Here is a 15,221-nt window from a genome sequence, read left to right on the forward strand (position 1 = left end):
CCGGCGAAGACCCGGTTTCCTCCCGCAGTGCAGCCGGAAAGCTGGTGGTGATGACCGACTCTCCCACGACAGCGGACACCGCGCGCATCCTCGCCGAATTCGACCGGCATCTGCGCGTGGAACGCGGCTGTTCGCCACACACGGTGCGCGCCTATCTCACCGACGTGCGCAGCCTGCTGGACTATCTCGCGGACACGGGCGCAGGCGGCCTGGAGGACCTCGATCTGGCAACGCTCCGCGGCTGGCTAGGGACACTCCACGACGCGGGGGCGAGCCGGGCCACGATGGCGCGGCGCACCGCCGCGGCACGGGTCTTCACCGCCTACCTGCACCGCAGTGGACGGCTCGCCACCGACCCAGGGCTGCGGCTGGCCACGCCGCGGCGGCACCGCCGCCTGCCCGCCGTCCTCGACGAGGACCAAGCCGCCCGCGTGTGCGCAGCCGCCCGTGACGGGGAGGAATCACCGCTCGTGCTGCGCCGCAGCGCCGTGGTGGAAGTCCTCTACAGCACTGCGATCCGGGTTGCGGAACTGTGCGGGCTGGACCTTGACGACGTGGACTGGGAACGGCACACCCTGCGGGTGCTCGGCAAAGGCGGCCGGGAACGAGTGGTGCCCATCGGGGTTCCCGCGCTCGACGCTGTCGACCGGTGGCTGCGGGACGGCCGCCCCCAGTGGGCGACCGCGCACAGCGGTCGCGCCCTTTTTCTGGGGGCCCGCGGCGGCAGGCTGGGGGAGCGCACCGCCCGCCGCGACGTCTACGCCGCCACCGCGGCGGTGGCGCGCACCGGTCCGCACGGGCTGCGGCACAGCGCCGCCACCCATCTGCTCAACGGGGGTGCTGACCTGCGCAGCGTGCAGGAGATCCTCGGCCATGCGTCGCTGGCGAGCACCCAGATCTACACGCACGTCTCTATCGGGCGGCTGGCCAGCGTCTACCAGCAGGCCCATCCGCGGGCGTGATAGGTCGCCGGTGAGGGGGAGCAGCCGCACAGCCGCTTCCCCGAGCAGGGAGAGCGGGTCCATGTAGTCGCGGCCGAGCAGCAGCCCCCAGTGCAGGCAGGGCCGCGGAGCGCAGTGGCGGGGATGCTCGGCCAGGTGTCCGATCGGCTGCCCGGCGTGGACTTCCTCACCTTTGCGGACGAGTGGCGCCACCGGAAGATACGTGGTGCGCAGCGTGCCGTGGACGACGGTCACTACCGGGACCCCGCCCACGGTTCCGGCGAAACCCACCCGGCCCGCTCCCGCGGCGAGCACGGGATCCCCCGGCTCCGCGGCGAGGTCGACCCCGCGGTGGCCAGCAAGCCAGCGCTGCGCGGGCGGGTCGAAGGCTCGCAGCACTACGGGGGTGCCGGACAGCGGCCACGTCCACGGGCCGGTGTCGGCCGCGGCATGGCGAGCCGGGACGGCTGCGACCGCTAGAGGCAGCAGAACAGTGGGCACGAGCACGCGGAGCAGTACAGACATGGCTCCAGCGTGGGGGATCGTTTCGGGACGGCGAGCAGTGGACTGCGCGCCTGTGGACAGACGCGGAGGCGCGCCATGCAGCAACGCGCCCGGCCCGACGGAGGGCTAGAATCCGTTAAGTGGCCCGTTCACGGGCCGCCTATCACGCACGTCCTTTAACCTCCCCTAGGTGGAGGGATCGGACTTACGGTCCGTGTCCTACCTCAGGGTGGCGCGGCGGTCCGGTCGGGGCGTCAGGAGTAACCGGAGGCGGACGGCATGTCCGCCGCACAAGAAAGGGCCGAAGCTCATGGCCACAGTGGTGACCATTCGCCAGTTGCTGGAGAGCGGCGTTCACTTCGGGCACCAGACCCGGCGCTGGAACCCGAAGATGAAGCGCTTCATCTTCACTGAGCGCAACGGCATCTACATCATCGACCTGCAGAAGTCGCTGTCCTACATCGACCGCGCCTACGAGTTTGTCAAGGAGACGGTCGCGCACGGCGGCACCATCCTGTTCGTCGGTACCAAGAAGCAGGCTCAGGAAGCCATCTACGAGCAGGCGCGCCGCGTCGGCATGCCGTATGTGAACCAGCGCTGGCTGGGCGGCATGCTCACCAACTTCTCCACCGTGCACAAGCGCCTGCAGCGCCTCAAGGAGCTGGAGGAGATCGACTTCGACGACGTCGCTTCCTCCGGCCTGACGAAGAAGGAGCTCCTCGGGCTGCGCCGGGAGAAGGAGAAGCTGGAGCGCACCCTGGGCGGTATCCGCGACATGAACCGCGTGCCGAGCGCGGTGTGGATCGTGGACACCAAGAAGGAGCACATCGCGATCAGCGAGGCCCGCAAGCTCAACATCCCGGTGGTGGCGATCCTCGACACCAACTGCGACCCGGACGAGGTCGACTACCCGATTCCGGGCAACGACGACGCGATCCGCAGCGTCAGCCTGCTGACCCGCGTGGTCGCGGACGCTGTCGCCGAGGGTCTGATGATCCGCTCCGGCGGTGCCCCGGGTTCGGAGAAGGGCGCTGGGGAGCCGCTGGCCGAGTGGGAACGCGAGCTCCTGGAAGGCAAGACCGAGGCTGCGGGCGAGGAAGCGACTCCCGCCGCTGAGGCTCCGGCTAAGGAAGAGAAGGCCCAGGCCCCGGAGGAAAAAAAAGAAGCCGGGAGCGGCGAGGAAGCCTAGGATCCTCCACAGTCCTTTCCCGATCCACACCTAGCGGATAGAGAAACGAAGCTATGGCGAACTACACCGCCGCCGATGTGAAGAGGCTGCGCGAGCTGACTGGCGCTGGCATGATGGCCTGCAAGAAGGCCCTGGAGGAGTCCGGCGGCGACTTCGACAAGGCGATCGAGGCCCTGCGGATCAAGGGCGCCAAGGACGTCGGCAAGCGCGCCGAGCGTACTGCGGCCAACGGTCTGATCGCGCTGGCCCAGGACGGCGACACCTCCGCCGTGCTGCTGGAGCTGAACTGCGAGACCGACTTTGTCGCGAAGAACGACAAGTTCCAGGAACTCGCCGCCGAGCTGGCCGGGTTCGTGGCGCGCACCAGCCCGAGCGACGTGCCGTCGCTGCTCAGCGCCGACTACGCCGACGGCAAGACGGTCTCCCAGGTGATCGAGGAGCTCAGCGCGGTCATCGGGGAGAAGATCGAGCTCCGGCGCTTTGCCAAGGTCGAGGGCGCCTACGTGGCCAGCTACATGCACAAGTCCGACCCTGACCTGCCGCCCACGCTCGGTGTGCTGGTCGAGCTGGACAAGCCGAACGCCGAGGTCGCCAAGGACCTGGCGCAGCAGATCGCCGCGCTGGCGCCGAAGTACATCAGCCGGGACGACGTGCCGGCCGACGTCGTCGAGAACGAGCGCCGTATCGCCAAGGCCACCGCGCGCGAGGAGGGCAAGCCGGAGCAGGCACTGCCCAAGATCGTGGAGGGCCGGCTCAACGGCTTCTTCAAGGACGCGACGCTGCTCGGTCAGCCGTTCGTCAAGGACAACAAGAAGACAATCCAGCAGGTTGTCGACGAAGCGGGCGTAACCGTGCGCCGCTTTGTCCGCTTCAAGGTCGGTCAGGCCTAAAGCTTCTGCGATGATGGAGGTGCCGGGATGAATTTCTCCGGCACCTCCATCAAATCTGGACGGTGTGTGAGCCTCCTGGAAACCCAGCGGGTTCGCGCAGCACAACCACCGGGGAACCAGAAGGGGGCCGATCTCCGTGCCGGACAACGAGGGACAGCACAGTGTGGCCAGGCGCGACGGTGGATGGAAGCGCGTGGTGCTCAAGCTGTCGGGGGAGGCGTTCGCAGGCGAAGAACAACTGGGCATCTCTCCCAAGGTTGTCGGCTATATCGCCCAAGCGATCGCTGAAGCTGTCGCCAAGGGCATTCAGGTAGCTGTCGTCATCGGCGGCGGCAACATGTTCCGAGGTGCCGAACTGTCCCAGGGCGGTATGGAACGCAGCCGTGCCGACTACATGGGCATGCTGGGCACCGTGATCAACTGTCTCGCGCTCCAGGACTTCTTGGAGCGGCTGGGGATTGAGACTCGGGTCCAGACCGCGATCCACATGAGCCAGGTCGCCGAGGCTTACATCCCGCGTCGCGCGATCCGACACTTGGAGAAGGGCCGCGTCGTTATTTTCGGGGCGGGACTTGGAGCGCCCTTCTTCTCCACTGACACCGCCGCCGCACAGCGGGCGTTGGAGATTGGCGCGCAGGCCGTGCTCAAGGGCACCCAGGTCGACGGCGTCTACGACTCTGATCCGCGCAAGAACCCTGCGGCGGTCCGATTCGACCGTCTTGACTACAACGAAGTGCTCACCCGCGGATTGAAGGTCATGGATGCCACAGCGGTGAGTCTCTGCATGGACAACGGTCTGCCGATCGTGGTCTTTGACCTCATGGGCAAGGGCAATATCCTCCGCGCGGTGCAGGGGGAGAAGATCGGCACGATCGTGTGTCCCCCGGATGTCTGACAGGTCTGCCCAGTCCTCGTATTACTCCGGCAAAGCGACACACGGGAGTCCCGAAATGATCGAAGAAACACTCCTCGAAGCAGAGGAGAAAATGGAGAAGGCCGTCCTCGTCACCAAGGAAGACTTCGCCTCGATCCGTACCGGGCGTCCCAGCCCAGCCACGTTCAGCCGGATCACCGTGGAGTACTACGGGGCGATGACCCCGGTCAACCAGTTGGCGTCGTTCCAGGTGCCCGAGCCGCGCATGGTGATCATCTCCCCGTACGACAAAGCGGCGATGCCTGCGATCGAGAAGGCGATCCGGGAAAGCGACCTGGGGGTGAACCCCAGCAACGACGGCAACATCATCCGGGTGGTCTTCCCGGAGCTGTCGGAGGAGCGCCGCAAAGAGTACGTCAAGGTCGCGCGGAACAAGGCTGAGGACGGCAGGACGTCGGTCCGGAACGTGCGCAGGCAGGCCAAGGACGCCATCGACAAGGCGGTCAAGGCCGGCGAGATCGGCGAGGACGAGGGGCACCGCGCCCAGAAGGAGCTGGACGCGCTCACCCAGAAGTACGTCGGCGAGATCGACGAACTGTTGAAGCACAAGGAATCAGAGCTGCTCGAGGTCTGATCCTTGTCCGATTCTGATTCCTTCGAGGGTGCGATGCCGGCGCGGGGCGACTCCCAGGCGCTTCCGTCCCAGGAGGCCGGGACGGGAACGGACCACGCTGCTGACTCCCCGAAGCGTTTCACCCTGCACAAGCCCGGTGGCAAGCCCGTGCGCACCGGACGCAACCTGCCCGTAGCGATCGCGAGCGGGTTGGCGTTGGGCGCGCTCGCTTACGTCACGATCGTGCCGTACCCGCCCCTGTTCGTGATCGTCACCTCGCTCGCGGTGGTGCTGGGGGTGCGGGAGCTGCGGCGGGCGTTCGCTTCGCGGGGCGTGCACCTGGCCGTGGTCCCCCTCCTCGCCGGGGGCGTGGCCATGCAGGTGGCGGCGTTCTTCGGCGGGCCGCTGTGGCTGGTGGGAACGCTGGCAGTGGCAGCGATCCTCAGCCTGGTGTGGCGGCTGCGCGGCGGGGCTGAAGGGTATGTCCAGGATTCCACGGCAACCCTGTTCACACTGGTGTACCTCCCGCTGCTGCTGGGCACGTGGCTGCTGCTGCTCGCCCAGCCGGAAGGCCATCTGCGGATCATCGCGTTCATCGTGGTGACGATCAGCAGCGACATCGGCGGCTATTTCGCGGGCATCCTGTTCGGCCGCCACAAGATGGCACCGGTGATCAGCCCCAACAAGACATGGGAGGGGTTTGCCGGGTCCGTGCTGAGCTGCATGGTCGCCGGAGTGCTCACGGTCTCTCTCATGCTGGACGGCCCGTTGTGGGTCGGGGCGGTGCTCGGGGTTGCGGTGGTGCTTGCCGCAACCGTGGGCGATCTGATCGAGTCGCTGATCAAACGCGACTTCGGCCTCAAAGACATGGGGTCTTTCATGCCAGGTCACGGCGGTGTGCTGGACCGGGTCGATTCGCTGCTGATCGCGGGGCCGGTGGCCTGGATTGTGCTGAGTCTGCTCGTTCCGGTCACGGGCTGACCGTAGAGTTTTGGGGCCGCGGCGTCTCTTGTCGCGGCCCCGCGCATGGAGGCGGGCGCAAGCCCGCTTGTCACGTTTCCGGGGGAAGTTCGTCGAGGAGGCGCTGCCCGCAGATCCGGCAGCGCAGGGCGTGCTTGGGGTTGGGGGCCCGGCATGCGCTGCAGGACACGGTGCCGAGGCCTTCGTCGATAGCGCGGGCCACCGTGCCCAAAGGTTCGTCGGCGAGTGCTGCGTGGGCCGCGCAGAGCCCTTCGCAGAACGGGACGACCTGGTCGGGGGTGAGGGTGAGGGTGCGTCCCGCCCGAGTGGTGATCCGGTAGACGTCGCGTCCTTGATCCTCGTGGAAGGTCAGCAGCCCCTCCTGTTGGGCGAGCCGGAGCAGAGTGCTGAGGTAGGCGTGTGTGCCGCGTTCGAGCAAGGGAAACACCCGATCTTCCTTCCGTCCACGTAGGTCAGGCAGAGACCAGGCTAGACCGCGAGGTCAGCCGAGGATCCAGCTACGTCCCTCCGCGGCGAGTTTGGCGATGAGGGTTTCCGCGTCGTGTTCTTTAGCGAACAGGTGCTCGGGGCGGGTGATGGGGATGACCCAGAGCCAGTTCACCGGATCGCCGTGGAAGGTCAGTCCGGACAGGTCGGGCGGGGGCGGTCCGGCGAGGACACCGGGGTCGGAGACGAGCAGGACCGCGGTGTGGTTGCCGCGGAGCGGGGAGTCTTCGCCGTTGTCCAGCCATTTGACGCTGTGGCCGGGGCCGAACCAGGTGACGGCCCGCCAGGGGAACGTGCCCAGCCAGCGGAAGATCCGCGCCGCCAAGTGGGCGGGGGCCGTGGTGGCGAGGGCGAGTTCGATCCGCGCATAAGCGGACGTGTCCGCCATGTAGCGGTCGAGGGTGGGCATGCGCTGGCCGCACATGCCGACGGTGCTGAGGATCGTGTACGGCCTGGTCGGGGTGGGGGGCCGTTCGGAGACGCGGATGAGCGGGTCGTAGCCGTCGGAGACGTCCCAGTAGTGTCCGGCGGGGCCGAGCGTGCGGAGGTGGTTGAACACGGAACGCTGCACGCTGCGCCAGGCCCCGGGGGCGCACCGCCACGACCAGTATGCTTCGGCGTGGACGACGCGGGGCCACAGTTGGGCGGCGACGTCGTCGAGCGCCCACGCGTAGGCGCTGCGGCCGATCGCGTCACGCGAGTAGCCGGGCAGGCCGCGGTCGGCTTCGGCCCAGCCGGGGATGACGGCGAGCAGCCCTTCCTCGTCGAGCAAGGCTACGCCGTCGCCTTCTTCGAACCACACGGCCCGCAGGGTGGCGGGGTCGAACGGGGCGCGGCCCTGGGGGTGCTTGGTGTGGGCGGCGGGCATCAGCGGGGCTCGGCCTTCGTAGAGTCCCGAGGCGTCACTGGTTTCCGGGGCGATTTCGTGGTTGGCCAGCCACACGGGGACCCGTACTTGGCCGCGCGGGTCTAGGAGATAGGCAGCGGTGGTGCGGGTGTCGTACTCGACGATGACCCGGCGACTGCGGTAGGGACTGGTCTCGTCGAGGAGAACCTGGGTCGGGGCCACACACTCCTCCTCGTCTCTTGTTCACCGCGCGCGGGCCTCCCCGCGCCGCATAGTATGGACGACAGTGCCGGTTGGGGGAACACGCCACCTTTCCCGGGAAAGCGTTGTAGTCGGCTCCAAATTACCGCGCACTGCCCAACCTTCACCGTTGTCGCCGACGACAGACACCCTTTCTCGACTTGGACCTGAATCCATGCCTGCTGAGCTCACGTTTGTAGCGCCGCGCCGGACGCCGCCACCCCGCCACCTCGCTGACTTGGACCCTCAGGAGCGGCGGGACGCGGTTGCGGAACTGGGGGAGAAACCGTTCCGGGCCCGGCAGTTGGCCCAGCACTATTTCGGTCGTCTGGAGGCGGACACGGCCCGGATGACGGACCTGCCGGCCGCGTCCCGGGAACGGCTGGGCGAAGCGCTTCTGCCGCAACTGCTCACCCCGGTCAAGCACGTCACGTGCGACAACGGGATGACCCGCAAGACGCTGTGGCGGGCGTTCGACGGGGTGCTGGTGGAGTCGGTGCTGATGCGCTACCCGGACCGGGTCACCTTGTGCGTGTCCTCCCAAGCCGGGTGCGGTATGAACTGCCCGTTCTGCGCTACCGGCCAGGCGGGGCTGACCCGTAACCTGTCGACCGCGGAGATCGTCGACCAGGTGGTGTCCAGTGCCCGAGACCTGGCGCGCGGCACGGTCGCGGGCGGCCCGGGGCGGATCTCCAACATCGTGTTCATGGGCATGGGGGAGCCGCTGGCCAACTACAAGCGGGTGCTGGCGGCGATCCGACGGATCACCGACCCGGTGCCGGACGGGCTGGGGATTTCCCAGCGCGGGATCACCGTGTCCACGGTGGGCCTGGTTCCGGCGATTGAGAAGCTCACCGCGGAGCGGATGCAGGTGCGGCTCGCCGTGTCGTTGCACGCGCCCGACGACGAGCTGCGCGACGAGCTGGTGCCGGTCAACCACCGGTGGAAGGTTGCCGAGGTGCTGGACGCTGCCTGGCGGTACGCGGACACGACAGGGCGTCGAGTGTCGATCGAGTACGCCCTGATCCGGGACATCAACGACCAGGCGTGGCGGGCGGACCTGCTGGGCCGGCTGGTGGCGGGCCGGCTGGCGCACGTGAACCTGATCCCGTTGAACCCCACGCCGGGGTCCAAGTGGACGGCGTCGCGGCCCGAGGTGGAACGGGAGTTCGTGCGCCGGCTGCGGTCGCACGGGGTTTCTGTGACGGTCCGGGACACCCGGGGGCGGGAGATCGACGGGGCCTGCGGCCAGCTCGCCGCGTCAGGGGCGTAGCGGCGTGAACAGCCCCGGTAGGGAAGCGGTCCCGCCGGCGTCGCACTGGTGTCCGCGGTGCTGCCGTGCCGCACCTCCGAGGCCTCCTCGGCGAGGCGGGCCGCTGGGGTTGTCGCGGTGCGGGGCAGGCCCGGGGGAAGACCGCCTACTCTCCGGCGGGGACGTTCGCGGTTTCCCAGGTGCGGCGCGCCTCCGAGGGGCCAGGACACTGGCGGGCGCGGAGCCCGGGAGCACGACAGGGCCGAGGGGCATCCGGCGTGGCGAGCCGGACTGGTCGCGGTGAGGGCGTCGACCAGTGTTCCCCTGTTCCTGGCGGGCCCGGTGCGGGCGGGGACGGTCCGGATGCCCTTGGCCGTCTGCGTCGCGGTAACCATGGTGACCTGTACACCCGTGTCGCGGTGCTGGTGGGGGCTGCGACCGCGGTGACGGCTCTGCGGTGCGCGGCGGGCCTGACCGGGTCTGCTAGCGGGTGCCCCACGCGTAGGTCTGCTTGCGGAGCTTCAGGTAGAGGAAGATCTCGGTGGAGATGACCGTGGGCACCGAGCGGATCCGGGTGAGGATGTTGAGGAGCTGCTCGTCGTCGGCGGCGACGACTTCCGCCAGGATGTCCAGGGAGCCCGCGGTGATGACGACGTATTCGACGCCGTCGATGTCCGCGATCGCGTCGGCCGCTTCGTTGAGGTCGCCGTTGCAGCGGATCCCAATCATCGCTTGGCGTTTGAAGCCCAGCATCATGGGGTCGGTGACGCCCACGACTTGGACGACACCGTTTTCGAGGAGGCGTTGGACGCGTTGGCGTACCGCGGCTTCCGACAGGCCGACGGCTTTGCCGATCGCGGCATAGGAGCGTCGCCCGTCCTGTTGGAGCTGTTCGATGATCCGCTTGGCGGTGTCGTCGAGGACCACTCCGCCACTGTTGCGGCGCTGCGTGGGCGTGGACTCCGAACCCCCAGTCACCTGTCCCTCCGCTATCAGTGAGTTTTTCTCGTGAAATTTCACGAATTGGTTGTTAAGGATAGACCCTGCAACGGAATCAAAAGGTTCCGTCGGGATGGGAAAGCCGTGGAAACCTTACCGAGAGATTCGGTCGCGTACGGACTCCAGCGCTAAAAGCGCGACGTGGAGAGACAGACAGGTCTCGACCGAGTCCAGATCCGCGCCGAGGATACGGGCAATGCGGTGCAGGCGGCCGTAGAAAGCGGGACGGGACAGGTGGGCACGGGACGCGGCCAGCGCCTTGTTCCGCCCCGCGTCCAAATAGTGCCGCAGGATCGACGTGAGGTCTTCGCCGTGCTGGGCGTCGTAGGCGAGCAGCGGGCCCAGCTCCCGCTCCACATAGGTCTGCAGCCGCTCGTCGTCCCGCAGCAGGTGCAGCAGGCCGCGCAGCCGCAGGTCGAACAGCCGGTGGTAGGGGCGGTCCGCGGCCTGGTGCACGGCAACGTCCGCCACCTGCCGGGCTTCCAGGAACGAGGACCGCACCCGCCGGATGTCGTCAACCGGTGACCCCACGGCGACCACCACTCTGCTGCCGGCGTGCTCGTGGATGAGCGGGGCGAGCCGGTCCAGGCAGCGCTCCACCCGCTGGGTGGCGGGCAGCGCCAGCAGGACGCCTACGCGCAGGTCGTCAAGCGACCCCACCAGGGCGGACAGCCGCAGCTCCCGGCACACCCGGGCCACGTTCTCAGCTGCTTCGGCGAGCCGGGCCTGCGTGGCGAGCCCGGTACCCGCGTCGCGGAGCCGCAGCACCACGACCACCAGGGTGCGGCCGGCCAGCGGCACGCCCACAGCCCGGGCCCGGACCAGTGCTTCTTCCGGGTCCGAGTAGGAGCGGTCGATGATCCCCGCGATGATCGTGCGATGCGTTTGGCGTTCCAGGCTCTCCTGCTGCCGTTCCAGCAGACGGCCCAGCGCGAGCGTGGTCGCCGCCCGCTCCACCAGTGTGGTCTGCGACGGGGTGGGGGAGGCCCCGCAGACGAGGATGAGCCGCCCCCAGTCCTGGCCGCGCGCCCCCACCGTGGTGACCAGCCAGCCGGTCACCGGGTCGTGGAAGGTCCGCCGCGTGGAAGCCACCGACCTGGACCGGTTCTCCCAGGACGCGAGCACCACTCCCGGGTCTTCGCCGTTGAGGTCGTAGGCCAGCACCTGGTGGGCGAGGTTCTCCACCACCACGGGACAACCGGACAGCCGCGCCACCTCCCGCAGGACCCGGTCCCGGGGCGCCCCTTCCAGCGACAGCTCCGTGAACACGGTGTGCATCCGCTCGGAGGCGCGCAACTCCTCTAACTGCTCGGTGAGCACCCGGCTGTGCACGGCCTCGGTGATCTCCACGAACCGGGTCTCCCGTTCCAGACAGATCACGGGAACCCCCGCCCCCCGGGCCGCGTCCACGAGCGCATCCGGCAGCCTCCGCCGGTATTTGCGGCCCAGCTCGACGGCGATCCCGCTGACCCCGGCCTCGGCCAGGTCGGTGACGTACCGGCGCAGCGCTGCTGCGGCGTCGGGAAGCGCGATCCCCGTGGTCAGCACGAGTTCACCGCCGCGCAGCAGATGCGCCAGGTCGGTGACTTCGGCGACGTGCGCCCAGCGCACGGGCGTGTCGAGACGGTCCGCGCCCACCACGACCCGGGGCCGGGCCCGCCGCACCACGGGCAAGTCGAGGACATCAGCGAGGGAGAGCACCACGGCCTGAGTGTACGCCGCACTACCAGGCACGATTGACACCATGTCAAGCAAAGCAGCGAAAGGCGACCACTCTGTCGCTAGTCAAGGGGGCGGCGAGCGGTGAGACTAAAACCATGTCGGATCTGCTCGCCCGCCACCGCGCGGTCATGCCCGCGTGGATGCCCCTGTACTACGAGACGCCTATCGAGATCGTCAGCGGCAAAGGAAACCGGGTCGTCGACGCTGACGGCAACACCTACCTGGACTTTTTCGCTGGAATCGTCACCAACATGATCGGCTACGACGTGGCCGAAGTCCGGGAGGCCGTCGAAGCCCAGCTCGCCCGCGGAGTCGTCCACACCTCGACCCTCTACCTGCTGCGCGGCCAGGTGGAGCTGGCCGAGAAGATCGCCCGCCTCTCCGGGATCCCCGATGCCAAGGTGTTCTTCACCAACTCCGGCACCGAAGCCAACGAGACCGCGCTGCTGCTGGCCACCTATGCGCGCCGCAGCGACGAAGTGCTCGCGCTGCGCAACAGCTACCACGGCCGCTCCTACGGCACGATCGCGGTCACCGGCAACCGCGGGTGGAAGAACTCGTCGCTCTCCCCGCTCACCGTGCACTACCTGCACGGCACCGACCGCTCCCACCCGGCGTTCGCGCACCTGTCGGACCGCGAGTACATCGACGTGTGCGTGGCCGACCTGCGCGACGTGCTCAGCACCACCGCACCGAACGTGGCCTGCCTGATCGCGGAACCCATCCAAGGCGTCGGCGGGTTCGTGATGCCCCCGGACGGCCTGTTCGCCGCCTACAAGGAAGTCCTGGACGAGCAGGGCATCCTGTTCATCTCCGACGAAGTGCAGACCGGCTGGGGCCGTACCGGCACCAGCTTCTGGGGGATCGGCAACCACGGCGTCACCCCCGACATGATGACGTTCGCGAAAGGCCTGGGGAACGGGTTCGCGATCGGCGGGGTGGTGGCCCGCGGAGACCTGATGGACGCCCTCCCGGCCAACGGGGTCTCCACGTTCGGCGGCAATCCGATCTCCACTGCCGCGGCCAACGCCACCCTCGACTACGTCCTCGACCACGACCTGCAAGCCAACGCGGCACGCCTGGGCCCGCTGGTGCTGGAACGGCTTCAACCGTTGGAGCAGCTGCCCACGGTCAGCGCGGTACGCGGCCGGGGCCTCATGTTCGCGATCGACATGGCCGACCCGGCCACGGGCGCGCCCTCCGCGGAACTCGCAGTCGCTGTACTGGAGGAGACCCGCAAGCGCGGCCTCCTCATCGGCAAGGGCGGCTTGCACGGCCAGACCCTGCGCATGGCGCCGCCGCTCACCCTCACCGAGGAGGAAGCAGAAGAAGGGGCGGCCATCCTCGTCGACGCGGTCACCGCGGTCAACGACGCCGTCGCGTAACCAGTTGAACGGGCGCACCCTCACGCCGCACCCGGGGGTGCGCCCCCCACTTGCCCGCACACTCTCGTCACCCGAAGAGGTTGTCCGTTGTCTGTCACGCACGTTTCCCACTGGATCGATGGCAAGCCCTGGCAGGGCCCGGCCGAGCGCCGCGGCGACATCTACAACCCGGCCACCGGGCGCGTGTCGGGAACCGTCGACTTCGCCGGACCGGCTGAAGTCGACGCCGCAGTTGCCGCCGCGAAGCGGGCATTCCCCGCCTGGCGGGACACTTCCCTGTCCCGGCGCACCGAGATCCTGTTCGCGTTCCGGGAACTGGTCCGCGCCCACCGCGACGAACTGGCCCGCATCATCAGCGCCGAGCACGGCAAGGTGGTCTCCGATGCGCTCGGCGAAGTCTCCCGCGGACTGGAGGTCGTCGAGTTCGCCTGCGGGATCCCGCACCTGCTCAAAGGCGGCTATTCGGAGAACGTCTCCACCCGCGTGGACGCCTACTCCATCCTGCAGCCGCTGGGCGTGGTCACCGGGATCACCCCGTTCAACTTTCCCGCGATGGTGCCGATGTGGATGTTCCCCATCGCGATCGCCTGCGGGAACACGTTCGTGCTCAAACCGAGCGAGAAGGACCCGTCCGCCCCGATGCGTCTCGCCGAGCTGTGGGCCGAAGCCGGACTGCCTGACGGCGTGTTCAACGTGGTGCACGGCGGCAAGGAAGCGGTGGACGCGCTGCTCACCCACGAGGACGTCAAAGCGGTCAGTTTTGTCGGCTCCACTCCGATCGCCCGCTACGTCTACGCGACCGCGGCCGCCCACGGCAAACGCGTGCAGGCGCTGGGCGGCGCCAAGAACCACATGGTGGTGCTGCCCGATGCGGACCTGGACTTGGCTGCGGACGCCGCCGTCTCCGCGGGCTTCGGCTCGGCGGGGGAGCGGTGCATGGCGATTTCCGCGGTGGTGGCGGTGGGCGGCATCGCCGACGACCTGGTGGCGCGGATCAAGCAGCGGGTGGCGCAACTGCGTGTCGGCCCCGGCGATGACGAACGCAGCGAAATGGGGCCCTTGGTCACCCGGGAGCACCGCGATCGGGTCGCCTCCTACCTGGAGTCCGGGGTGCGCGAAGGCGCGACCCTGGTCGTGGACGGCCGGATCCACCCGGTGATCGGCGGGGAACGCGACGGTTTCTGGCTGGGTCCGTCGGTGCTCGACCACGTCACCCCCGACATGGCCTGCTACCGCGACGAGATTTTCGGCCCGGTGCTGTCGATCCTGCGCGTCGACACCTACGAGGAGGCGATCGACCTCATCAACGCCAACCCCTACGGCAACGGGACCGCGATTTTCACGAACGACGGCGGGGCGGCACGCCGCTTCCAGAACGAGGTGGAAGTGGGCATGGTCGGTATCAACGTGCCGATTCCGGTGCCGATGGCCTACTACTCGTTCGGCGGGTGGAAGAATTCCCTGTTCGGCGACTCGCACGCACACGGAACCGAAGGCGTGCATTTCTACACCCGCACGAAAGCGGTCACCGTGCGCTGGCAGGACCCCAGCCACGGCGGAGTCAACCTCGGTTTCCCCACCACGAAGTAAGGGCCGATTCCAACGAAACGGTTGTCTCGCGCACGAATTGACAGCGGATTGCCCTACTGATGATCAGTTGCCCACTGTGCGGAGTATCGTGGTTGCCGGTTCGCCACCTCGGGGATGCTGGCCGGTTCACACCCCCCGTCGACGGTGGAAACCGTGAGGATATGCGTCCAATTCCCCTCCCCCCTCCGGAATCGGGCGCACGGTGAAGGGGTACTCCGGACCGTCTCTCCCCCCAGTCCGGAGTACTCCCTACACCTACCCACCCCGCTCAGTGGGTGACCAGCAAGTCGAAATCCGCGGGGGCGCCCATGGCCAGTTGCGCGCACTCGGAGCAGCCGTAGAGACGGGTCCCGTCGGGGAGTACGCCCAGTTGGCGGCGTGGCCTCGGCCAGCGGGCATGGCAGACGACGCAGGCCTCCCCCATGACCTGGGCGTCGCTGAGTCCTTCCGGTGCGACGACGTAGTCGTCGTCATGGTCCGCGGGCGCCCCGCGTTCGCACATAGTGCTCATACCGCTCAACGTCCCTACTCCCCCCGTGGCACAGGACAGTCGCGGATTGATGCAGACAGACAGGTAGATGCCGGTGATTGGATTCAATCAGACCGGATGTGTTCGCTGAATAAAGCAGAATCAAAACTGTGACCTGGAGCTTAGTGTCGTTAACTCTGAGTAGTCAAAACCGGAATTGCATACCGCAATTTTTGGTG

The 15,221-nt window shown here is 68.1% G+C and carries 14 protein-coding genes and 1 pseudogene; 9 read left to right on the top strand and 6 right to left on the bottom strand.

Features of this window, described 5'->3' with window-relative positions:
- Positions 1-50 precede the first annotated feature (50 nt).
- On the top strand, positions 51-962 hold the full coding sequence (locus tag TFU_RS03370) for a tyrosine recombinase XerC (protein WP_011291121.1): 912 nt from the start codon (positions 51-53) through the stop codon (positions 960-962).
- Between the two features lie 114 nt (positions 963-1,076).
- On the opposite strand, the pseudogene TFU_RS15725 reads toward TFU_RS03370, so the two are convergent.
- Positions 1,077-1,466 (bottom strand): annotated as a pseudogene (locus TFU_RS15725) (peptidoglycan DD-metalloendopeptidase family protein); the annotation flags it as partial.
- 289 nt (positions 1,467-1,755) lie between these two features.
- Here TFU_RS15725 and rpsB point away from each other — a divergent pair.
- From rpsB to TFU_RS03400, 5 genes are all read left to right on the top strand, one after another.
- Positions 1,756-2,634, top strand: coding sequence for a 30S ribosomal protein S2 (gene rpsB / locus TFU_RS03380; RefSeq protein ID WP_011291123.1), 879 nt, complete (start codon positions 1,756-1,758; stop codon positions 2,632-2,634).
- Positions 2,635-2,687: 53 nt separating this feature from the next.
- Positions 2,688-3,524, top strand: coding sequence for a translation elongation factor Ts (tsf, locus tag TFU_RS03385; RefSeq protein ID WP_011291124.1), 837 nt, complete (start codon positions 2,688-2,690; stop codon positions 3,522-3,524).
- A 136-nt stretch (positions 3,525-3,660) separates the two neighbouring features.
- Positions 3,661-4,419, top strand: coding sequence for a UMP kinase (gene pyrH / locus TFU_RS03390; RefSeq protein WP_011291125.1), 759 nt, complete (start codon positions 3,661-3,663; stop codon positions 4,417-4,419).
- 55 nt (positions 4,420-4,474) lie between these two features.
- Positions 4,475-5,032, top strand: coding sequence for a ribosome recycling factor (gene frr, locus TFU_RS03395; RefSeq protein WP_011291126.1), 558 nt, complete (start codon positions 4,475-4,477; stop codon positions 5,030-5,032).
- 33 nt (positions 5,033-5,065) lie between these two features.
- On the top strand, positions 5,066-5,992 hold the full coding sequence (locus TFU_RS03400) for a phosphatidate cytidylyltransferase (protein ID WP_011291127.1): 927 nt from the start codon (positions 5,066-5,068) through the stop codon (positions 5,990-5,992).
- A 70-nt stretch (positions 5,993-6,062) separates the two neighbouring features.
- Here TFU_RS03400 and TFU_RS03405 read toward each other — a convergent pair whose 3' ends face one another.
- A complete protein-coding gene (locus TFU_RS03405) occupies positions 6,063-6,419 on the bottom strand; it encodes a hypothetical protein (protein WP_011291128.1) in 357 nt (118 codons plus the stop codon).
- 54 nt (positions 6,420-6,473) lie between these two features.
- Complete coding sequence (locus TFU_RS03410) at positions 6,474-7,547, bottom strand: suppressor of fused domain protein (RefSeq protein WP_011291129.1); 1,074 nt, start codon at positions 7,545-7,547, stop codon at positions 6,474-6,476.
- 193 nt (positions 7,548-7,740) lie between these two features.
- On the opposite strand from TFU_RS03410, the gene rlmN reads away from it, so the two are divergent.
- Positions 7,741-8,838 (top strand): 23S rRNA (adenine(2503)-C(2))-methyltransferase RlmN, encoded by a 1,098-nt coding sequence (gene rlmN, locus TFU_RS03415; RefSeq protein WP_011291130.1) that lies wholly within the window; start codon positions 7,741-7,743, stop codon positions 8,836-8,838.
- A gap of 462 nt (positions 8,839-9,300) precedes the next feature.
- On the opposite strand, the gene TFU_RS03420 is transcribed toward rlmN, so the two are convergent.
- Together TFU_RS03420 and TFU_RS03425 are read right to left on the bottom strand one after the other, a co-directional pair.
- A complete protein-coding gene (locus tag TFU_RS03420) occupies positions 9,301-9,795 on the bottom strand; it encodes an Lrp/AsnC family transcriptional regulator (protein WP_011291131.1) in 495 nt (164 codons plus the stop codon).
- 114 nt (positions 9,796-9,909) lie between these two features.
- The gene (locus TFU_RS03425) at positions 9,910-11,550 is read right to left on the bottom strand and encodes a PucR family transcriptional regulator (RefSeq protein WP_011291132.1); all 1,641 of its coding nucleotides are present in this window, start codon (positions 11,548-11,550) and stop codon (positions 9,910-9,912) included.
- An 83-nt stretch (positions 11,551-11,633) separates the two neighbouring features.
- Here TFU_RS03425 and TFU_RS03430 point away from each other — a divergent pair, with 83 nt between their 5' ends.
- Positions 11,634-12,923, top strand: a complete 1,290-nt coding sequence (locus TFU_RS03430) for an aspartate aminotransferase family protein (RefSeq protein WP_011291133.1) — start codon at positions 11,634-11,636, stop codon at positions 12,921-12,923.
- An 87-nt stretch (positions 12,924-13,010) separates the two neighbouring features.
- Positions 13,011-14,513, top strand: coding sequence for a CoA-acylating methylmalonate-semialdehyde dehydrogenase (locus TFU_RS03435; RefSeq protein WP_011291134.1), 1,503 nt, complete (start codon positions 13,011-13,013; stop codon positions 14,511-14,513).
- Positions 14,514-14,781: 268 nt separating this feature from the next.
- Here TFU_RS03435 and TFU_RS03440 read toward each other — a convergent pair whose 3' ends face one another.
- Positions 14,782-15,024, bottom strand: a complete 243-nt coding sequence (locus TFU_RS03440) for a hypothetical protein (RefSeq protein WP_011291135.1) — start codon at positions 15,022-15,024, stop codon at positions 14,782-14,784.
- Positions 15,025-15,221 lie beyond the last annotated feature (197 nt).

This window comes from Thermobifida fusca YX, assembly GCF_000012405.1.
Classification (GTDB): Bacteria; Actinomycetota; Actinomycetes; order Streptosporangiales; family Streptosporangiaceae; genus Thermobifida; species Thermobifida fusca.